The sequence below is a fragment of the Embleya sp. NPDC020886 genome (assembly GCF_044333915.1).
Lineage (GTDB): Bacteria > Actinomycetota > Actinomycetes > Streptomycetales > Streptomycetaceae > Embleya.
This window is the reverse complement of sequence record NZ_JBIRRX010000003.1, coordinates 210,491-230,398: the sequence shown is the minus strand read 5'-3', so window position 1 is coordinate 230,398 and position 19,908 is coordinate 210,491. Positions and strand designations below refer to the sequence as shown.

The following is a 19,908-nucleotide window of genomic DNA, read 5'->3' as shown; positions in this document are numbered from 1 at the left end:
CCGGAGAGGGACACCATGGACATCGCAATCGTCGGGGGCGGCGCCGCGGCCGTCGGCCTGCTGCACGCGCTCGCCACCACCGAGGGCACCGCCGAAGCGGGCGGGACCGGCACCGTCACGGTCTTCGAACCGTCGCCGCACCGGTGGCGCGGGCGCCCGTACGGTCCGGATCTGGACGCGGTGCTGGTCAACACGCCACCCGCCCTGATGTCGGTCCGCAGCGGCGCCTTCGGCCACTTCGCGGACTGGCTGGGGGCCCGCGGCGGCGACCATCTCGACCCGCTCCTGGGCCAACCACTGGTCCCGCGCGCGCTCTACGGCGAGTATCTGGTGCACGCCGCGGAGAAGGCCGTCGCGGCGCTGGGCGAACAGGGTTGGCCCGTGCGCGTGGTGGCCGCGCGGGTGGGTGCGGTCGTGCGGACCGGCGCCGGCCTGGTGCTGCGCACGGACGACGGGCGCAAGTTCCGGGCCGACCGGGTGGCGCTGTGCGTGGGCGGGGGAACGGCCCCGGATCCGTACGGACTTGCCGGCGAGGCGGGCTTCACGGCCGACCCGTATCCGCTCGCCGGCTCGCTCGACCGGATCGCCGCCGCCGACCATGTCGCGGTCGTCGGCAGCGGCCTGACCGCCGTCGACGTCGTCGTGGCGCTGGCCGCGCGCCGATATCCGGGACGGATCACGCTGTTGTCCCGCAGCGGGGTGCTCCCGTACGTCTGGCAGCGCCCGGACGGTCGGCGCCCGACCCACGTGACCGTCGAGCGGGTGGCCGCGCTGCACGCCGCGCGGGGGCGTCTCGCGTTGGCCGATCTGGTCGACCTGCTGCGTACCGAACTCGCCGACGCGGGCGAGGACTTCGACGATCTCGCGGCCCGACTGCGCGGCCCGGGCGCGGACGACCCGGTCCGGCACCTGCGCGCGCAGCTCGCCGAGGTCGACGATCCCCGGATCGGCCGCCGCGTGCTGCAGGAGACGGCGCACACCGTCGGCCCCTACGCCTGGCGGCTGTTGCCCGAAGCCGACCGGGACCGGCTGCGTCGCCGGCTCCGCACGGCCACCAGCGTCGCCTCGCCGATGGTCCCGGTGAACGCCTCCGTCGTGCTGCGCCTCCTGGAGTCCGGTCAGCTCACGGTCGCCGCCGGCGTCGACGCGATCGAGCCGGTGAACGGCCGCTTCCTGGTGCACGCCGGCGGCGGCCGACACACCGCGCAGGCCGTCGTCAACGCGGTCAACTCGCCCGCGCAGGCGCTCCCGGGCGCGGCCCGGGACCTGGTGCGATCGCTGACGGACGCCGGCCTGGCCACGCTGCACCCGGCCGGCGGGGTGGTCCCCACCGACCCGCGCGTGCACGTGGTCGGCGACCTGACCGGTGGCGGCTCGTTCCTCACGTCGAGCATCGCCGGCGTCACCGCGCAGGCGTCCCGTACGGCCGCGGCCCTGCGCACCCCCTGACCGTCGGCTCCGCGCGGGCCTCCCGCTCGACACTGCGGGCACGATCGGGGCGCGGACGCCGCGGGAACGCCCGAGCGTCCCGCCCGCCCGAGGCCGGGCCCGACGCCGCGGCTACTGCGCCGGACCGCCCGCGAGGGCGGTCCGGGCGCGGTTGAGGTAGTCGCGGAACGCGCCGCGCTCGGCGCGCGAGAAGCCGTCGAGCATGCGCTCCTCCAGCGCGTCGACCTCGTCCCGGGTCCGCGCGAGCAGTGCCTGCCCCGCCGGGGTGAGCGCGATGAGCAGCCGGCGTCGGTGTGCGGGGTCGTGCCGGCGGGCGATCAGGGCGCGCCGCTCCAGGGCGGTGACCAGGTCCCGCATCGCCTGCGGGGTCACGAACGAGTTGCGCGCGAGTTCGGCGCTGGTCAGCCCGTCGCGGCGGTCGAGCACGGTGAGCGCGGTGTACTGGAGGGCGGTGATGCCCGCCGGGCGCAGCAGTTCGTCCAGGTGTGCGCGCACCGCGAGTTCGACCTGCTTGACCGCGTACAGGAGCAACGGAGCGGCCGCGCCCGGTGTGTCGTTCCCCGTGGCTCGCGCCGCCATCCGCCCACTCCCCATCCGGTGCCCCGCCCGTGATCCGCCTGTGCGCCCAGAGTCTCGCATGCCGGGACTCGCGTCCCGGACGAGTGACCATTGCACGGAATCTTGATATAAGGATTCCTGTCATTGCCTCGACGCAGAGGACCCATCACCATGAACACCGCAGCTCAGGGCAGCCACGCGAACTTCGGGCTCGGTACCTGGCCGGCCCGCCGCGCCCGGATATCCCCCGAGCGCACCGCGATCGTCGAAGCCGGCCGCGCCCTCACGTACGCCGCCCTCGCCGAGCGCACCGCACGTCTGGCCGGCCACCTGGCCGAGCGCGGCGTGCGCCCCGGGGACCGGGTGGCCTACCTCGGTGTCAACGCCGCGAGCACGTTCGAGACGTTCTTCGCGACGTGGCTGCTCGGCGCCATCGTCGTGCCGCTCAACTTCCGGCTCTCCGGCCCGGAGATCCGGTACATGCTGGCCGACTCCGGCGCGACCGTCCTGGTGCACAGCCCGGACACCGACGCGCTCCTGGCCGCGGCGGCACCGCTGCCGGACACGCTGCGCACCCGCGTCCCGGTCGGCCCGGCCGACCCGGGGCCCGCCGACTCGCCCGACCTCGCCGGGGCGATCGCGGCCGGACCCGCGCTCGACGTACCGCCGGCCGTCTCCCTCGACGACCCGGCCGTACTGCTGTACACCTCCGGCACGACCGGCCGACCCAAGGCCGCCGTGCTCAGCCACGCCAACCTGACCTGGAACACGATCAACCAGCTCGCACACATCGACTTCGGGCACGACGAACGCTCGCTGTGCATCTCGCCGCTGTTCCACGCCACCGGGCTCGGCCAGGTCACCCTGCCGACGTTCTTCAAGGGCGGCAGCGTGGAACCGGTCGCCCGCTTCGACGCGGGAGCCGTCCTCGACCGCATCGAGCAGGGCGCGATCACGAGCTTCTCCGCGGTACCCACGATGCTGGCCATGATGTGCGAACACCCACGCTGGGCACAGGTCGACCTCGGCTCGCTGACCAGCGTGGTCTACGGCGGCTCGCCCGTGCAGGAGCGCGTCGCCCGGGCCTGGCTGGACCGCGGCGTGCGCCTCCGGCAGGGCTACGGGATGACCGAGGCATCGCCGGGCGTCTACATGGCGCCCGCGTCCGGTGCCGCGGCGCGACCCGTCGCGGTCGGCGTACCGCACTTCTTCACCGATGTCGCGATGCTGCGCGACGGTCGGCCCGGCCCCCTCGACGCCACGCCCGGCGAACTGCTCGTGCGCGGGCCGCACGTGTTCTCCGGCTACTGGAACCGGCCCGCCGACTCCGCCGATTCGTTCGTGGACGGCTGGTTCCGCACCGGCGATTTGCTCAGCGTGGGCGCCGACGGCTGGGCATCGGTCACCGACCGGGTCAAGGACCTGATCATCTCCGGTGGCGAGAACGTGTACCCGGCCGAGGTCGAGGCCGTGCTGCTTCGGCTCGACACGATCGCCCACGTCGCCGTGGTCGCCGTCCCCGACGCCCGCTGGGGCGAGGTCGGCGCCGCCTACATCCAACCGCGCGAGGGTTGCACCCTCGACGAATCCGGCGTGCGCTCCCACCTGGAGGCGCACCTGGCCCGCTTCAAGATCCCCAAGTACGTCGTCTTCGTGACCGCGCTCCCGGCCAACGCCACCGGCAAGATCCGCCGCGTCGAGCTGCGCGCCCGGGCCGCCGCGGAATTCGCCGACGTGGAAGGAACCTCCGGATGACCCGCCCCGCCACCCACCCGGCCCCGGCCCCGGCCCCCCAGGGGCCCGCGACCGCGACCGCCGACCCGTCCGCGCAGACATCGGCCCCCGCACTGCCGCCGTCCCTGCACATCGAGCGGCACGGCCCCGTCGCGGTGTTGCGCCTGTCCCGGCCGGCCAAGCGCAACGCCCTCGACGACGCGACCGTGCTCGGCCTCGAAGCGTTCTTCGCGGCACCCCCGGCCGATGTGCGGGCCGTCGTCCTGGACGCCGAGGGCGAGCACTTCTGCGCCGGACTGGACCTGTCCGAACTCACCGAGCGCGACACCTTCGCCGGGCTGCGGCACTCCCGGATGTGGCACCGCGCCTTCGAACGCATCGAACGCGGCGACGTACCCGTGATCGCCGTACTCAAGGGCGCCGTCGTCGGCGGCGGCCTCGAACTCGCCTGCGCGGCGCACATCCGCGTCGCCGAACCGAGCACCTTCTACGCGCTGCCCGAGGGCCAACGCGGCCTGTTCGTCGGCGGCGGCGCGTCCGTCCGGGTGCCGCGCCTGATCGGCGTGCACCGGATGACCGACATGATGCTCACCGGCCGCGTCGTCGACGCCACCGACGGCCAGGCACTGGGCCTGTCGCAATACCTGACCGACGCCGGAGCCGGGCTCGACCACGCGCTCGAACTCGCCCTGCGGATCGCCGGCAACGCGCCGATCACCAACTTCGCCGTGCTCCAGGCCCTGCCGCGCATCGCCGAGGCCGGCCCCGACGAGGGCTACCTGCTCGAATCGCTGATGGCGGCCGTCGCCTCCGGCAGCGACGAGGCCAAGACCCGGATGCGCGCGTTCCTCGACGGCCGCGCCGGAAAGGTCGGCCGCTCGTGACCACCCCCGAAACCCCGCGCGCCACGCCCGCCTCGGCCGCCGCACCCGCTCCGGCCGACGAGCCCGAACTGCTGCGCGCCCCGGCCGCCGACGTCCTGGACAGCACCGAACTGGGCCGCTTCGTCCGGTACGTGCAGGCCGCCCGAGGCGAGTCGTTCGCCGACTACGACGAGTTGCACCGGTGGTCGGTCACCCGGCCGGCGGAATTCTGGACGAGCGTCCGGGACTTCTTCCGGGTGCGGTTCGCCACGCCCGAGCAGGCCGCACTCCCGGACCAGGGCATGCCCGGCACCCGCTGGTTCCCCGGCGCCACCCTCAACTACGCCCGGCACGCCCTGGACGGCGCCGGCGCGGCCGACTCCGCACCGGCGCTCGTCGCGTACTCGCAGACCCGCGACCGCGTCGAACTCACCTGGGGCGAGCTGCGCGACCGGGTGGGCCGCGCCCGCGCCGGACTGCGCCGGCTCGGCGTCGGCCGGGGCGACCGGGTCGTGGCCTACCTGCCCAACCTGCCCGAGACCGTCGTCGCGTTCCTGGCCACCGCGAGCCTGGGTGCGGTGTGGGCGAGCTGCGCACCGGAGTTCGGGGCACGCAGCGTCGTCGACCGGTTCGCCCAGATCGAACCCGCGGTGCTGCTCGCGGTGCCCGGCTACCGCTACGGCGACAAGGACGTCGACCGCGGCGCGACCGTCGCGGAGATCCGCGCCGCGCTGCCGACCCTGCGCGCGGTGGTCTGCGTCCCCTACGGCGACGGCGCACTGCCCGACACCGTCGGGTGGGACGACCTGCTCACCGAGCCCGGCCGGCCGGACACCGACCCGGTGCCGTTCGACCATCCGCTCTACGTGCTCTTCTCGTCCGGCACCACCGGCCGCCCCAAGGCGATCGTGCACGGCCACGGCGGCATTCTGCTCGAACACCTCAAGAACCACGCGCTGAGCTGGGACCTGGCCCCGGGCGACCGGATGATGTGGTTCACCACCACCGCGTGGATGATGTGGAACGCACTGGTGTCCGGCCTGCTCGTCGGCGCCTGTCCGGTGTTGTTGGACGGGAACCCGCTGTACCCCGACCCGGACACGCAATGGCGCATCGCCGCCGAGACCAAGGCGACGCTGATGGGCGCGAGTCCCGGCTACCTGATGGCCTGCCGCCGCGCCGGCCTGAACCCCGGACGCGATCACGACCTGGCCGCACTGCGCCAGATCGGCGCCGCCGGCAGCCCGCTGCCGGCGGAGGGCTACCAGTGGGTGCACGAGCAGTTCGGCGACCGGGTGTTGCTCAACGTCGGCAGCGGCGGTACGGACGTGTGCGGCGGCATCGTGCAGGGCGGCCCGTGGCAGCCGGTGCGGGCCGGCGAGATCTCCGGCCCGGCGCTCGGGGTGGCGGCGAAGGCGTTCGACGACGACGGTCGCGAGGTCGTCGGCGAACTCGGCGAACTGGTCATCACCGTCCCGATGCCGTCGATGCCGGTCGGCTTCTGGGGCGACACCGACGGTTCGCGCTACCGCGCGACCTACTTCGACACCTATCCGGGTGTGTGGCGACACGGGGACTGGGCGCGCTTCGCCGAGACCGGGAGCTGCGTGATCGCCGGACGCTCGGACGCCACGCTCAATCGCGGCGGCGTGCGACTGGGCACCGCCGAGTTCTACCGCGTGGTCGAGGAGCTCCCGGAGGTCGCGGACAGCCTCGTCGTGCACCTGGAGGACCCGGCCGGCGGCAACGGCGAACTCCTGTTGTTCGTGGTGCCGGCGGCCGAGAGCGCACTCACCGCGGAGCTGCGCGACCGCATCGTCCGCGAACTGCGCGGTGCCCTCTCGCCGCGACACGTGCCGGACGCCGTCGTCGCGGTCGCCACCGTGCCGCGCAACCGCACCGGCAAGAAGCTCGAACTGCCGGTCAAACGCCTCCTGCTCGGTGCGGACCTCGCCGACGTCATCGGCCCGGACACCCTCGCCGACCCGACCGCGCTCGACGACTTCCTCACCCTCGCGACGGAACGGAGCAAGCGATGAACACGAGCAGCGGCACGGGCGCGCGCGTGGGCACGGGTGTCGGCGCCGACGCAGGTACGCATGCGGGCGCCGGCGTGGGGGCGGGCGCGGGTGTGCGCACGGGCCCCGCCGGCGTGCGGGGTTCGGCGGAGGCCGCCGGGATCGCCCGGGTCGCGATCGTGGGCACCGGCGTGATCGGGGCGAGTTGGGCCGCACACTTCCTGGCTCGCGGGCTCGACGTGGTCGCCACCGACCCGGCCCCGGGCGCGGAGGAGCGGCTGCGCGCCGACGTCGCCGCACTCCGGCCGACCCTGGCCGGCGGCTCGGCCGGCGGCGCCCGGCCCGCTCGGCTGACCTTCACGGCCGACGCGGCGGAGGCCGCCGCCGAGGCGGACTTCGTCCAGGAGAACGGCCCCGAACGCGAGGACGTCAAGCGGGCGCTGTTCGCCCGCCTGGACGCGGCGGCCCGTCCCGGCGTCGTGCTGGCCAGCAGTTCGTCCGGCCTGGCGACCACGGTGATCGCCAGGGACTGCGTCGCGCACCCCGAACGGGTGCTCATCGGCCACCCGTTCAACCCCCCGCACCTGATCCCGCTCGTCGAGGTCGTGCCCGGGGAGAACACCGGCGAGGACGCCGTCCGTACCGCGCTCGCGTTCTACACCTCGGTCGGCAAGAAGCCGATCCGGCTGCGCCGCGAGTTGCCCGGCCACCTGGCCAACCGGCTCCAGGCGGCGCTGTGGCGGGAGGCGTACTCGCTGGTCGATCGGGGTGCGGCGACGGTGGCCGACATCGACACCGCGATCGCCTACGGGCCGGGCCTGCGCTGGGCGATCCTGGGGCCGTTCGCCAACCAGCATCTGTCCGGCGGCCCGGGCGGCATCGCGCACGTGCTGGCCCATCTCGGGCCGCCGACCGAGGCGTGGTGGCGCGATCTCGGGGACCCCTCGCTGACCCCCGAACTCACCGCGAAGCTCGTGGCCGGCGTGGCCGAGGCGCTCGCCGGCGTCGACGGCACCGCGCTCGCCGCCCGCCGCGACGCACTGCTGAGCCTGCTGCTCGCCGCGAAAGCCGACGCCGACCTGCCCTGACCGACGCCCGCAGGCCCGCAGGCCCGCAGGCCCGCAGGCCGCACCATCCCTCGCCCCAGCCAGCCCGCCCGGAGAACCCACCATGGACCTCAGCACCATCGACGCCGTCGACATGCACGTGCACGTCGAACAGGACGGCCACGGATGCTTCGCCCTGGACCGCGAACTGCTGGACGCCTCCGCCGCCTACTTCAAGGCCGACCAGGACCGCACCCCGACCCTGGAGCGCATCGCCGCGCACTACCGCGCCCGGCGCACCGCCGCCGTCGTCTTCACCGTCGACGCGGGCGCCGCGACCGGCCACCCGGCGCTGTCCAGCGAGGAGATCGCCGACGCCGCCGCCGCGCACGCGGACATCCTCGTCCCGTTCGGCTCGGTCGACCCGCACGGCGGCCGGGCCGCGGTCGCCCGCGCCCGCCGCCTGATCACGCAACACGGCGTCCGCGGTTTCAAGTTCCACCCCAGCCTCCAGGGCTTCGACCCGAACGACATCCGCTTCTACCCGCTCTACGAGGCACTTGCCGAAGCCGGTGTGCCCGCGCTCTTCCACACCGGGCAGACCGGCATCGGCGCGGGTCTGCCGGGCGGACGCGGGATCAAGCTGCGGCACTCGAACCCGATGCTGATCGACGACGTCGCGGCGGACTTCCCCGAGCTGACGATCATCCTCGCCCATCCATCGGTGCCGTGGCAGGACGAGGCGATCTCGATCGCGACGCACAAGGCCAACGTCTACATCGACCTGTCCGGCTGGTCGCCGAAGTACTTCCCGCCGCAACTGGTGCGCGCCGCGAACTCGATGTTGCGCCACAAAGTGTTGTTCGGCTCCGACTATCCCGTCATCACACCGGAACGGTGGCTTGCCGACTTCGCCAAGCTGGACATCAAGGACGAGGTACGCCCGCTGATCCTCAAGGAGAACGCGGTCCGCGTCCTCGGCCTGGCCGGCGCCGAGCCGACGGACGACCGTCGCGCCTGAGCACGTTCGCCGACCCGCCGAACCGACCCCGCACGCGCCGCGCGTGCGGGGTCGCCCGCTGTTCGAAGATCCCGGTACGACGCGGACCGTCAGTCGGTACCGGATTCCATGGCCGCGTGATCCAGCGCGTCGGACGCCTCCGCGACGGCCACGGCGTCCTCGCTCTGCGCGGCGATGGCCGTCGCGCCTCCCGGGGTCAGCTCGCCGATCAGCCGGCTCCACGGGTTGAGCGCACCGTGGGCGGCGTACTGCTCCAGCTTGTTGCGGGAATCGGCGATGTCCAGGTTGCGCATGGTGAGTTGGCCGATCCGGTCGTCCGGGACGAACGTCTGGTCGAGGCTGCGCTCCATGGACAACTTCTCGGGGTGGTAGCTGAGGTTCGGACCCTGTGTGTCGAGCACCGAGTAGTCCTGGCCGCGCCGAAGCCGCACGGTGACACTGCCGGTGATCGGGTAGCCGATCCAGCGCTGGATGCCGTCGCGGAGCATCATCGCCTGCGGGTCGAACCAGCGGCCCTCGTACAGCAGTCGCCCGAGCCGGCGCCCCTCGACGTGGTACATCGAGATGGTGTCCTCGTTGTGGATGGCGTTGAGCAGCCGCTCGTAGCACACGTGCAGCAGCGCCATGCCGGGAGCCTCGTAGACGCCACGGCTCTTGGCCTCGATGATGCGGTTCTCGATCTGGTCCGACATGCCGAGCCCGTGCCGGCCGCCGATCTCGTTGGCCGCGAGCACCAGCTCCGCCGCGTCGGCGAAGGTGCGCCCGTTGATCCGCACCGGCCGGCCGTGCTCGAACTCCACGGTGACGTCCTCGGTCGGGATCTCCACCTCGGGGTCCCAGTAGGCGACGCCCATGATCGGGTTCACCATCTCCAGCGAGGTGTCCAGATACTCGAGCCGCTTGGCCTCGTGCGTGGCGCCCCAGATGTTCGCGTCGGTGGAGTACGCCTTCTCGGCGGAATCGCGATAGGGCAGGTTGCGCTCGGCGAGCCAGGTGGACATCTCCTGGCGACCACCCAGCTCGGCCACGAACTCCCCGTCGAGCCAGGGCTTGTAGATCCGCAACTCGGGGTTGGCGAGCAGGCCGTAGCGGTAGAACCGCTCGATGTCGTTGCCCTTGTAGGTGGACCCGTCACCCCAGATCGACACGTCGTCCTCGTGCATCGCGCGCACCAGCAGCGTGCCGACCACGGCCCGGCCGAGCGGGGTGGTGTTGAAGTAGGTCTGCGCACCCGAGCGGATGTGGAAGGCGCCACAGGTCAGCGCGGCCAGGCCCTCCTCGACCAGCGCGGCCCGGCAGTCCACGAGCCGCGCCTGCTCGGCGCCATAGGCTCGACCACGCTGCGGCACGTCGCCCAGATCCGGCTCGTCGTACTGACCGATGTCGGCCGTGTAGGCGAACGGAACGGCGCCGCGCTCACGCATCCACGCCACCGCGACCGAGGTGTCCAACCCGCCGGAGAAGGCGATACCGATCCGTTCCCCGACCGGCAACTTGCTCAAGACCTTCGACATCTGTACACCCCAAGCGGCCCGATCGCACGTGGCCCCGAATCGAAACAAGTAGCTCGGGAACACCCGAGACCGACAGCATGGCATACATTTGCGCCCGAAGGCAAAACTATGCATCCCGCCCGTCCCGCACCGCCGCGGACCGGGTGATCAAGCCGGACCGCCGCCGGAGCGAACGGCCCGAACACGCCCGAATCGACCCCCGCATCGCCCCGGGAGTCAGGCGGGGCTGTGACGGTGGGACCCGGGGCTCGGGCACCGCGGGGTCAATGCGGCAGGAGGCCGCGGGTGAGGGCGAAGGCGTAGGCGGCGAGGGTGTAGGCGTCGGTGATCTCGCCGTCGAGGATCATGGCTCGGAGTTCGTCGGGGGTCACGACGCGGATCTGGTCGATGCCCTCCTCCGTGCCGTCGCCCGAGGGGTCGGCCGGTAACGCGGCGGCGGCGATGCGGGCCAGGTGGATGACGTCCCGGCCGCCGGACATGCCGCTGTCGGTGTTGATCGCGCCCAGCCACGACAGTTCCACGGCCGGACAGCCCAGTTCCTCCCGGACCTCCCGCGCGGCGGTGGCCTCGCCGGACGCGTCGTCGGGATCGCCGAAGCCCCGTGGGATCTCCCAGTGCCAGCTCCGGTCGGCATGGCGGAAGTGGTTGATCAGCACGATCCGGCCGTCGTCGAGGACCGGGAGCACGGCCGCCCCCGGCCCGGCACTGCCGCCCACGAGGCGGATGTACGTCCCCACCCGACCGGACCGAAAGCGCACCGCGTCGCGGACCACCATGAGGTAGGGGTCCCGGTAGACGACTCCGACGTCTCCGCACGAGGCGGGGAATCCGGCCGCGACCGAGCGTTGCGCGACCTCGTCGGCGACGGCGTCCTGGGTGGGGCGGTCCAGGATGATCTCGAAGGCGGCCCCGGGTGGGTTGGCGAAGAGTTCGGGGCGTTCCGCACCCAGTTCCTCGTACGCCGCGAGTGCGGCCTCCCGACGAATGCGAATGTCGTCCACGACGGTCCCCTGGGTCTCGCGGCGAGTCGGACGGAGTGTCCGTCCCGAGTCTCGTCACAGATACAGGGCCAGGGGAAGATCCCGCACTCGGTCGGCGAACGTTTCGTACGGATGGCGCATGAGTTCGCGATAGTGCTCGTGCAGCGTGTCGACGACGTCGAAGACCCCGCCCCCGGTGTCGAGCGCCTCCCGGGACGCACGCAGCAGCCGACCCACCGTGGCGACCATGGCACTGTCCCTGACGTCCCACAGCGGGACGGCGACCGCGCCGGCACCCGACGCGATGAACGACCGTACGAACCCCAGGACGTCCCCGCCCTGACTCTGCATACCTCGACCCGCCACACACGCGGCCAGCACGGTGAGCTTGTTCCGTGGCAGACGCAGGCGCAGGGCCACGTCGAACTGGGTGAGGTAATGGGCACCGAACTTCAGACCCGGACCCAGCTCCTGGGCCTCGGGGTCGTACACGCCGTGCCCGACGAAGAGGAAGAACTCCGGTTCGCAGTCGACCAGGGCGCGGACCCCCGACCAGTCGCCCCGGTGCCGGGTGACCGCGTCGACGATCGTCTCGGGCGGTTCGCCGGCGACGACGAAGTGCTCCTTGGGCCACTTCAGATTGATCAACTCGCCCCCGCTGGCACTGGGATCGACACCCATCAGAACGGCCAGATCATCGGTGTCGGTCACCGCCTGGGTCTTGAGCAGGTGCCGACCTCGCCCCACGAAGGTGGTCACGCTCGCGGACAGCGACATCGGCAACATGGCCCCGAGCGGAACCGCCCCGGGCTCGTCCGGCAGGGCGACCTGGAGCGGGATCGCGAAGATCTCGTCGGTCGGGACGAACACGAGATGTCCGGGCGGGCCGTCCGAGGTGACGAGATCCCAGATCGGCGCGATCAACAACCGCCAGATCTCCTTGGCATCGGCTTCGGTGGGCACGAGTTCCCGGTTCGACGCGATGGCCTCGGACAACCCGCGCACTTCGAGATAGGAGAGCCCGCGCTTGTACGTCAGGGTCGTACCTCGGCTCACGAAGGCTCCCAACCCGGTCGGAATACCCTCGCCCTCGCTCTCGTCCCATCCCTCGACGAAGTAGCGAACCACGCAGGTGCCGGGATGGTTGACCGCGAACGACGTCAGCCGATGAGCGATGTCCGGATCGTGCGGGGCCAGTTGCAGCGGGTGCCGAGAAAACCTCTCCTCGAACTCGGTGGACCTGGCACGCACGGCCTGTCGGAACGATCCCGCCTGCGCTGCCCGAACCAGTCCCGCCCGTGTCCCCCGCGCCGGGGCCGGTGCCGGATCGGGTTCGTCCGGCTGCGACGACCCGATCTCGTGCCCGTGCTCCGGATGTTCGAGGAGAGGCAACTCGGTGTTGGCCATCAGATCGAGGAGTTCACGGGCCGAGCACTCCTCCACCAGTGCGAACGCCTTCTCGTATCCGGCCGGTTCCAGATCCAGTTCATACCGGATCCGCTCCAGGTAGACCGGGCGCGCCGTCTTGGCGTAGGTGCGTTTGTAGACCGGGAGCGTGACCACCCGTCGCATCGAGCGAGCCATCTCCAGCGACCGGGTGCGCAGATCGTGCTCCAACCGTGCCCGGAACTCGGCCGACGCGTCCGGCAGGAGAGCCTTGATCGTGCGGCCGTAGGCCCGGACGGTGTACGCGTAGTAGTCGGCGTCCACACCGCTGATCAACGCTTCGCCGAACCCGTCTCCTCGGATGGCATCCAGAAGCTGTTCCAGCCTCCGCAACCCCTCGAGATCGTGTCGACCTGCCGCGATGTTCTGTTCGGCAATCAACCTGCCTCGCTGCCAAGGCAGTTCGGCCAGCTCGGCGAAGTACCGGAGGGCATCCGGCTTCTCGATGAACGCGCGGTTGAGGGTCGACTGGGCGATCCGGTAGTGGTCCCCCAACGCCCTCGAAATGGCGATCGATTCGATCGTGTGCTCCAGGGACCGCGACGGATCGTCCGACTCACGGAGCACGGTCGCGAGATTGTGCAACACGTTCGAGTATCCGCGCAGGAACTCGCGCTCCCGGACGTCGGTGGCCCGGCCGGGATGGGCGGCCTCGATCCCGTGCTCGTTCGCGACGCGGCCCACGTCCCGGTGCAGATCCGTCAGCTTGTCCAGGAGCGTCTGGCGATCGCCGACTGCGACCTCCTTGTGCAAGGTCTTCCTGAGTTCGAACTCCCCGCGTGCGCGATTGCTGCTCAGATCGGGCAGGCACCACCACAGGTGGGCCGCCTTCGCGAGCTTCTCGGCGGTCTTGAACGACTCGACGGCGAGTCCGTGCGACCCCAGGCGGTAATGGATACGGCCCGCGCCGTCGTGCCAGCGGGCGGCGGCGTAGGCCGCGAAGGTGTCCTCATCGGTCGGGCTCCCCGCGCACGCCTCGGTCAGCCACGCCGCCCACGCCGCCGACTCGGTGATCAGTCGCCGACCGAGCAGCAGGTCGTATTCGACGTCGGCCTGCACGATCCGACACCAGTACGCCCCGACCCGGATCGCGGTTTTCGCCAGGTCCGATGCCGCCCCCGGCGGGTCGAAGGCACCGACCATCTGCAACAGGCCGATGGGGAATGCATGATCGAGAGGAATATCGTATTCCGTATCGAAGCGAAGTATCAGCAACCGAGGATCGACATTGGTCAGTTCGCGCCGAATATAGCTGTCCACGGCACGTATCTCGTCATCCATCGTGCACCTCCCGACGTGAACTTCAGGCTACCGGTTCGGCACCCGACGGGAAGCGATACGGGTGGATCGACGCGTTTTCCCTTTCTCGCGGAGTCTCGCCCACGGAGCCGCGCCGCGCGGATACCATCCACCCCAGGGGGTGACGCCTCATGGCGAAAGCTGCCGTCATCATCGGTGTGGGCAAATACCGGGAACTCACGCATCTGGAAGGTGCCCTCAACAGCGCGCGCGAGATGGTCCAATGGTTCGAAGGCGAAGGCTACGAGGTCCATCGATTCATCGATCAACCTCTGCCCGATGCACCGGTCGAATCCATCAGGGCCGAGGCTCTCCGGGAGTGCATACAGAGCCTGACGATGCGTGGGGACGTCGAACAGCTCGTGATCTACTTCGCGGGACACGGCGTGGTCATGAATCCGCAGCGGGGATCCGATCTCTGGCTCCTGTCGAATTGCGTCGACAATCCCAACGAGGCCGTCGAGGTCGACTACTACCAGGGGTGGGCCCAGTACTGCGGCATCAGACACGTCGTGCTGATCTCCGATGCCTGTCGGGTGCTGCCGGACGCACGATTTCGGAACGGCCTCACCGGCTTCAACATCTTCCCGAACGCCACGGAAAGGCGAGGCGGACGGACTTTCGTCGATCGGTTCTACGCCGTCGAGCTGGGCAAGCCTGCGTACGAAATACCGGCGCGGGGTGACCTGCCGGCCTTCGGCATATTCTCCCGAGCCGTTCTGGACGCCCTGCACGGCAGACTCACCGATGCTCTCGAATTCGGCGAGAACGGCGAGGCGGACGATCTCTTCATCACCACGTACAGCATGTGGCGCGCCGTCGAGGAACGAATGCAAAGCCTGTCCGACGAGCTGCACATAAATTCTCAAATACCCTGGTTCGAAATCACCTCGTTCCGCCCGCCCTGCCGACTCGCCCGCCGCCCCTCTCCGGCGGAGGTATCCATCACGGTCCGAGCCTCCCGCATACCCTCCGCACCGGGAGCATTCCTCGTCAGGGATGCCGGCGAGCGGGAAATCGCCCGTATCGATGCCGAAACACCCTCGCAGACCGTGCGATTGCCTCGGAAAGCCGAGTTCGGACTGTCTGCCGACGGCGCCTGGAAGCTGCGCGCGGAGGACGGGAAAAGAAGGCACGTCGCCAAACTCGACACCGAAATCCGGGTGGCCCCCCTGAGCGGGGTCCGCGGAGCGGATCCGCCACGAGACGTCGTCACCCGATTCGCGCCACCGTATCGCGAGAGGACCACCGCTCCCCACGACGGCGAGTTCGTCGTCGAGACCATGGACCTGCGGACCGGACGGTCCGTGGCCGAGTCGAGGTGGTTGGCCGCGGGCTCACGACCACCGCCGGTGGAGAAGCAGATGCCCGCGCAGCACTCGGGCGCCTGGGACATCGCCGGGATCATGGATCCGGCTCGCGACGGATTCCCCGATCGAACGGGCCTGTGCGTCAGGTTCCCCCTCGGACGACGACCCGCCGAGGTGGCGGCGTACCTGCCGGGCGGCACCCGACCCACCGGGATCGCGCGCCCCGGGCCGGCGCGGTGGGGAACCCCGGCGAGGCCCACGGCCGCGATCATTCGCACCGGTTCGGGTGGCGACGCCGTCTGGCTGTTGTCCGCGGTCTTCCCCGACTACGTGACGCTGCATCTCGCGAACGACCAGGGCAGTGACCTGGTGCTCCACCTGCCCCTCGGCAGCACCTCCGGCAAACCCTGGGTACGCGACGAGACCGAAATCCTCAAGGAATACGCGGTGGGCGTCGTCAACGGCTGGGAGCAGGTGGCCACCGACCCGGATTCGCCGGTGGCCGAATTCCTCAACGACGAGTCGATACCCCCGAATCCGACCCTGGCCCTCTCCGCCGCCTACGCACTGTCCCGCGCGGGCGAACGGGCCGCCCTCTCCCGCCTGATCGCGCGTTGCGCCGAACAGGGCTGGGTTCCGTACGACCTGGTCCTCCTCGCGGGCCACCCACGCCTCGCCGACACGGTGACGGTCACCCCCACCTACCCGCTGATGCGGGCGGGGTGGCTGACCCACGAAGCGCCGCGCGGTACGCCCGATCTGCGGCCTGCACTGCGCTGGGTCACCTGGAGCTCCCTCTCCTGCGACACCACCCGGCCCGACCCACCCGAACTCCTCTGGGGGAGCACGCCATGACCCGACTCGTATTCGTGCACGGACGGGCCCAACAGGGCAAGGATCCCGTCGAACTGCTGCGGCAGTGGGTGGACGCACTGACCGAGGGACTGGGCGCGACGAACGTGCCGCCCGCCGTGGTTGCGGCCACCATGCCCTACTACGGCGACGTCCTGGCGGACTGGGTAGGCCGCGAGTCGCCGAGGCTCGTGACGTACGGCGCCCCGGCGGATGCCGACGAAGCACCGGACGCAGCCCCTCGCGACCCGGAACTCTCCACGCTTGCCGCAGAGTTGATCCGGGATCTGGAGGTCGAACTCGGCCTCACCTACGACGATGTCACCGCCGGACTCCCCGACGGGGAGGCGGTGACCAGAGGCCCCGTCAACTGGGCCTGGGTGCAGGCGACGCTGGCCGCGCTGGACCGGCGAGTACCCGCCGCCGGTCGAGGGTTCCTGCGTTTCGTCGCCGATGTGGAGGCGTATCTCCGGGCACCCTACGTGGGTCCGGACATCCGGCAGATCGTCGCGGAACCCCTGACGCAGGCCGCGGCCGAGCGGGAACCGGTCGTCGTGGTCGCACACTCCCTCGGTTCCGTGCCGGCCTACGAGTTGTTGCGCGAGTTGGGCACGACGATCGAGGTCCCGCTGTTCGTCACGGTCGGCTCGGCCCTCGGTTTCGCGACCATCCAACGCCATCTACGACCGCCCGCGCTCGCCCGGCCGGCCGGGGTCGCCCACTGGCTCAACGTGTACGACCCGCGGGATCCGGTGACCCTGCGCCCGCCGGGCCGAGCCGTCGGGTTCCCCGGGGTCGACCGGCACCTGCGGGTGGCGAATCCGCACCGGGATCCACACGGCATCGTCGGCTACCTGGGCCACCCGGAAGTCGCCCTGCTCATCGGCCGCCACCTCGGTCCTGCCGCGTAGCGGGACCGAGTGGACGCGGTCGTCAGGAAGCGGTGGTGGGCAACATCCGCACCGCACGGTCGAAGGCCGAGTCGCGGTGGTTGGCGAACTCGTCCTCGGTGAACACCGGTTCCGGCACATTCGGCGGGATGCCGGTGCCGTCGAAGGTGCGGCCGTCCCGGGTCCGGAACACCTCGTTGGGCACGCCCGCCTGCCAATCGTTGGGCAGTCGGCGCTGCATGACGTCGGAGAAGACGCCCTGGGTGGCCGCACCGATGCGGATCGTCGAACCGGGCCGGCCCATCATCGCCTGGACGAAGGTCTCGCCCGCGCTGACCGTGGAACCGCCGGTCAGGATGGCAATCGGCCCGGTGTAGCGGGTGCTTGCCGGGTCGGGACGCACCTCGATCGGCTGGAGGCGGGTGAACCGGCTCGCGTCGTGCGGGTCGTTGCGGGCCTGCTTCGCGTAGGCGAAATACGGGCGGTCACAGAGCCTGCCGGCCAGTTGCAGCCCGAGGTTGTCCATGCCGCCGTCGTTGACCCGTACGTCGATGATCAACCCGCGCAGCCGGCCCAGCCGTTCCGGGGTGAGCACCGCGTCCAGGGCGCGGTCGAGTTCGGCGCTGTCGCCGAGGTGGCTGGGCGGGCGGTCGGGCAGATAGCCCATGAATCCGTTGATCCGCAGATAGCCCTGTCCGTCGGGCAGATCGGCGTAGGCGACCCGTCCGTTCGCGTACTCGGTCAGGGGCCGCCCACCGAGGTCGCGTTCGACGATGTAGGCCCGGATCCGCCGGTCGAAATCGGCGGTGGGCACGGTGGTGCCGGGACGCGTGTCGCCGAAGTATCGGTCCGGGCCCGCCGTGAGATCCACGTGTGCGTCGTCGAGCGGATCGAGCATGTCCCGCATGATCGAGAAGAGTTCGTCCTCCGTGGTGTTCGACCCCACCAGTGGCCGATACCGATCGCGCAGCGCGTGCCAGTCGATGCCCTTGGCCGCGAAGAACGGATAGTTCTCCTCGTACGACTGCCAGAAGGTGTCGAAGGCGGCCACGGGGCCGGACGGAGCCGGGCGCAGGCAGTTCCGTGGCAGGGCACCGATCCGGTTCAGCTTCCGGTATCCGGGCGCGTGGGTGAAACGCAGCTCGGCCCGGTTCGGCCGCGCGGCCGGTCGCACCCCGACGACCATGCCGTCCGTCGAGTCGTACAGCGTCTCTCCCCGATCGGCACCGGAGCGTCGGGCACTCGGCCCGGGCAGGCAACCGATCGAAGTGGTCTGGTACTGGCGCAGCGTGCCGTCTCGGATCGTCACGATCATGCCGTACCCGTCGGCGCGCCACACGCCGTCCGGCGTGGGCGATCGGGTCGCACCGGTGTCGGCGGACGCGCCGACGCCGGCGGTCAACACCAGTAACGAGGCCGCCACGATCGCCGAACAGGTGCTGCGAAGTCTGGTCATCTCGGTTCCCTTCCTCGGGCCGACACGGCATCCGGTGAACGCGACCACGATCGCTCCCGGGCCCGACCCCGGGGCATCCGGACAGCACCCGAATCGGGGTGGGCCTATCCCCACGACTCACCCGCCACCGGCCACACGCCGGCGCCGGCGCCGGCGCCGGCGATTCGAGCACAGCCATTGGTTGTACTGATGACTAAGTTGTCTTGTTGCACTTTTATATTCGATCTGCTTTCCTGAGGGCATCGAACGATCGCCCCCACCGGAGAGGCAGCACCACCATGAATTCCCCAGCAGTCGCCCACGCTCGGATCGGCATCATCGGCGCCGGGCCCGGCGGGCTCACCTGCGCCCGAATCCTCCAGCGGCACGGCATCGCGGTCACCGTGTACGACCGCGATCCCGGCCCCGACACGCGCAACCAGGGGGGCACCCTCGACCTGCACGCCGACAACGGCCAGATCGCCCTGCGCGAAGCGGGCCTGCTCGACGAGTTCTTCCGGCTCGCCCGCCCGGAAGGTCAGGAGATGCGCCGACTGGACCCGACCGGCCGCACCACGTTCCGCCATGTCCCGGCGGCCGACGAGCTGTTCAAGCCGGAGATCGACCGCGGCCAACTGCGCGACCTGCTCCTGGAGTCGCTCGAACCGGGAACCGTGCGCTGGGGCCACACCCTCGACACGATCGGCGGACCCGCCGACGGGCCTCGGCAGTTGCACTTCGCCGACGGCACCACCGTCGAGAGCGATCTGGTCGTCGGGGCCGACGGCGCCTTCTCCCGAGTACGCCCGGCCGTGTCCCGCGCCGTCCCCGCCTACACCGGAGTGAGCTTCCTGGAGGCCTGGTTCGACGAAGTCGACCACCGACACCCCGAGATCGCCGCGCTGGTCGGTCCGGGCGGCGCCGCCGCGGCCGACGGCGAACGCGGCTTGTTCGCACAGCGCAACAGCGGAAACCACATCCGCGTGCACCTCATTCGACGCGGCCCGGTCGACTGGATCACCGACAACGGCCTCGGCACCGACGACACCGACGGCATCCGCGCCCTGCTCCTCGACGAGTTCGCCCACTGGTCGCCCCGGATGCGCCGGATGATCACCGACAACGACGGCCGCTACGTCGACCGCCCGCTCTTCGCCCTCCCGGTTCCGCACGCCTGGGAGCACAGCCCGACGGTGACCCTGCTCGGCGACGCCGCCCACCTGATGCCACCGCTCGGTGTCGGCGTCAACCTCGCCATGCTCGACGCCACCGAACTCGCCCTCGCCCTCGCGCGGGCCGCCACCGTCGGGGACGCCGTCCGCGGCTACGAGAAGACCATGCTCCCCCGCTCCATCGAGACCGCCGCGGCCCTCGAAGGCGCCGCCGAAGACCTGTTGTCCGCCGACCCGGCCGACTGCGACCACGACGAGCCCCGACCCTGAACGCGCCGGCCGGGCCGCTTGGACGTGCCTGTGCGCTCCGCCATAAAGTGT

14 protein-coding genes are annotated in these 19,908 nt (G+C 71.1%); 9 read left to right on the top strand and 5 right to left on the bottom strand.

Going from position 1 to position 19,908, the window contains the following annotated elements:
* Positions 1–15 precede the first annotated feature (15 nt).
* Complete coding sequence (locus ACH4U8_RS11995) at positions 16–1,449, top strand: FAD/NAD(P)-binding protein (protein ID WP_395777279.1); 1,434 nt, start codon at positions 16–18, stop codon at positions 1,447–1,449.
* A gap of 111 nt (positions 1,450–1,560) precedes the next feature.
* Here ACH4U8_RS11995 and ACH4U8_RS11990 read toward each other — a convergent pair whose 3' ends face one another.
* Positions 1,561–2,028: a MarR family transcriptional regulator gene (locus ACH4U8_RS11990; RefSeq protein ID WP_360306774.1), complete on the bottom strand. Its 468-nt coding sequence runs from the start codon at positions 2,026–2,028 to the stop codon at positions 1,561–1,563.
* A 150-nt stretch (positions 2,029–2,178) separates the two neighbouring features.
* On the opposite strand from ACH4U8_RS11990, the gene ACH4U8_RS11985 reads away from it, so the two are divergent.
* From ACH4U8_RS11985 to couO, 5 genes are all read left to right on the top strand, one after another.
* A complete protein-coding gene (locus ACH4U8_RS11985) occupies positions 2,179–3,762 on the top strand; it encodes a long-chain fatty acid--CoA ligase (RefSeq protein WP_395777277.1) in 1,584 nt (527 codons plus the stop codon).
* On the top strand, positions 3,759–4,625 hold the full coding sequence (locus ACH4U8_RS11980; RefSeq protein ID WP_395777275.1) for a crotonase/enoyl-CoA hydratase family protein: 867 nt from the start codon (positions 3,759–3,761) through the stop codon (positions 4,623–4,625). Before ACH4U8_RS11985 ends, ACH4U8_RS11980 begins: the two co-directional genes overlap by 4 nt.
* On the top strand, positions 4,622–6,643 hold the full coding sequence (locus ACH4U8_RS11975) for an acetoacetate--CoA ligase (RefSeq protein WP_395777274.1): 2,022 nt from the start codon (positions 4,622–4,624) through the stop codon (positions 6,641–6,643). Before ACH4U8_RS11980 ends, ACH4U8_RS11975 begins: the two co-directional genes overlap by 4 nt.
* Positions 6,640–7,710 (top strand): 3-hydroxyacyl-CoA dehydrogenase NAD-binding domain-containing protein, encoded by a 1,071-nt coding sequence (locus ACH4U8_RS11970; RefSeq protein ID WP_395777272.1) that lies wholly within the window; start codon positions 6,640–6,642, stop codon positions 7,708–7,710. The genes ACH4U8_RS11975 and ACH4U8_RS11970 overlap by 4 nt, the downstream gene beginning before the upstream one ends.
* An 82-nt stretch (positions 7,711–7,792) precedes the next feature.
* Positions 7,793–8,689 carry a 4-hydroxyphenyl-beta-ketoacyl-CoA hydrolase gene (gene couO / locus ACH4U8_RS11965; RefSeq protein ID WP_395777270.1) on the top strand — a complete coding sequence of 299 codons (897 nt, stop codon included), beginning with the start codon at positions 7,793–7,795 and terminating at the stop codon, positions 8,687–8,689.
* An 89-nt stretch (positions 8,690–8,778) separates the two neighbouring features.
* Here the strand turns inward: couO and argG are convergent, their stop codons facing one another.
* The 3 genes from argG to ACH4U8_RS11950 form a co-directional block, all read right to left on the bottom strand.
* Positions 8,779–10,203, bottom strand: a complete 1,425-nt coding sequence (gene argG / locus ACH4U8_RS11960; RefSeq protein ID WP_360306756.1) for an argininosuccinate synthase — start codon at positions 10,201–10,203, stop codon at positions 8,779–8,781.
* A 263-nt stretch (positions 10,204–10,466) separates the two neighbouring features.
* Entirely contained in the window at positions 10,467–11,204 is a 738-nt protein-coding gene (locus ACH4U8_RS11955; RefSeq protein ID WP_395777268.1) for an NUDIX hydrolase, read from the bottom strand.
* A gap of 54 nt (positions 11,205–11,258) precedes the next feature.
* A complete protein-coding gene (locus tag ACH4U8_RS11950; RefSeq protein ID WP_395777266.1) occupies positions 11,259–13,910 on the bottom strand; it encodes a CHAT domain-containing protein in 2,652 nt (883 codons plus the stop codon).
* A gap of 149 nt (positions 13,911–14,059) precedes the next feature.
* On the opposite strand from ACH4U8_RS11950, the gene ACH4U8_RS11945 reads away from it, so the two are divergent.
* Both ACH4U8_RS11945 and ACH4U8_RS11940 read left to right on the top strand, forming a co-directional pair.
* Positions 14,060–16,093, top strand: coding sequence for a caspase domain-containing protein (locus ACH4U8_RS11945; RefSeq protein WP_395777264.1), 2,034 nt, complete (start codon positions 14,060–14,062; stop codon positions 16,091–16,093).
* The gene (locus tag ACH4U8_RS11940; protein ID WP_395777262.1) at positions 16,090–17,001 is read left to right on the top strand and encodes a hypothetical protein; all 912 of its coding nucleotides are present in this window, start codon (positions 16,090–16,092) and stop codon (positions 16,999–17,001) included. Before ACH4U8_RS11945 ends, ACH4U8_RS11940 begins: the two co-directional genes overlap by 4 nt.
* Positions 17,002–17,023: 22 nt before the next feature.
* On the opposite strand, the gene ACH4U8_RS11935 is transcribed toward ACH4U8_RS11940, so the two are convergent.
* Positions 17,024–18,436: a S41 family peptidase gene (locus tag ACH4U8_RS11935; RefSeq protein ID WP_395777260.1), complete on the bottom strand. Its 1,413-nt coding sequence runs from the start codon at positions 18,434–18,436 to the stop codon at positions 17,024–17,026.
* 278 nt (positions 18,437–18,714) lie between these two features.
* Here ACH4U8_RS11935 and ACH4U8_RS11930 point away from each other — a divergent pair, with 278 nt between their 5' ends.
* Positions 18,715–19,857, top strand: a complete 1,143-nt coding sequence (locus ACH4U8_RS11930; RefSeq protein WP_395777258.1) for an FAD-dependent oxidoreductase — start codon at positions 18,715–18,717, stop codon at positions 19,855–19,857.
* Positions 19,858–19,908: the final 51 nt, after the last annotated feature.

Bases quoted from the DNA above. Each gene is read 5' to 3' on its own strand.
- ACH4U8_RS11930 (WP_395777258.1), top strand. From the start codon at position 18,715: ATGAATTCCCCAGCAGTCGCCCACGCTCGGATCGGCATCATCGGCGCC.
- ACH4U8_RS11980 (WP_395777275.1), top strand. From the start codon at position 3,759: ATGACCCGCCCCGCCACCCACCCGGCCCCGGCCCCGGCCCCCCAGGGG.
- ACH4U8_RS11935 (WP_395777260.1), bottom strand. From the start codon at position 18,436: ATGACCAGACTTCGCAGCACCTGTTCGGCGATCGTGGCGGCCTCGTTA.
- ACH4U8_RS11940 (WP_395777262.1), top strand. From the start codon at position 16,090: ATGACCCGACTCGTATTCGTGCACGGACGGGCCCAACAGGGCAAGGAT.
- ACH4U8_RS11970 (WP_395777272.1), top strand. From the start codon at position 6,640: ATGAACACGAGCAGCGGCACGGGCGCGCGCGTGGGCACGGGTGTCGGC.
- ACH4U8_RS11950 (WP_395777266.1), bottom strand. From the start codon at position 13,910: ATGGATGACGAGATACGTGCCGTGGACAGCTATATTCGGCGCGAACTG.
- ACH4U8_RS11945 (WP_395777264.1), top strand. From the start codon at position 14,060: ATGGCGAAAGCTGCCGTCATCATCGGTGTGGGCAAATACCGGGAACTC.
- ACH4U8_RS11995 (WP_395777279.1), top strand. From the start codon at position 16: ATGGACATCGCAATCGTCGGGGGCGGCGCCGCGGCCGTCGGCCTGCTG.
- ACH4U8_RS11990 (WP_360306774.1), bottom strand. From the start codon at position 2,028: ATGGCGGCGCGAGCCACGGGGAACGACACACCGGGCGCGGCCGCTCCG.
- couO (WP_395777270.1), top strand. From the start codon at position 7,793: ATGGACCTCAGCACCATCGACGCCGTCGACATGCACGTGCACGTCGAA.
- ACH4U8_RS11985 (WP_395777277.1), top strand. From the start codon at position 2,179: ATGAACACCGCAGCTCAGGGCAGCCACGCGAACTTCGGGCTCGGTACC.
- argG (WP_360306756.1), bottom strand. From the start codon at position 10,203: ATGTCGAAGGTCTTGAGCAAGTTGCCGGTCGGGGAACGGATCGGTATC.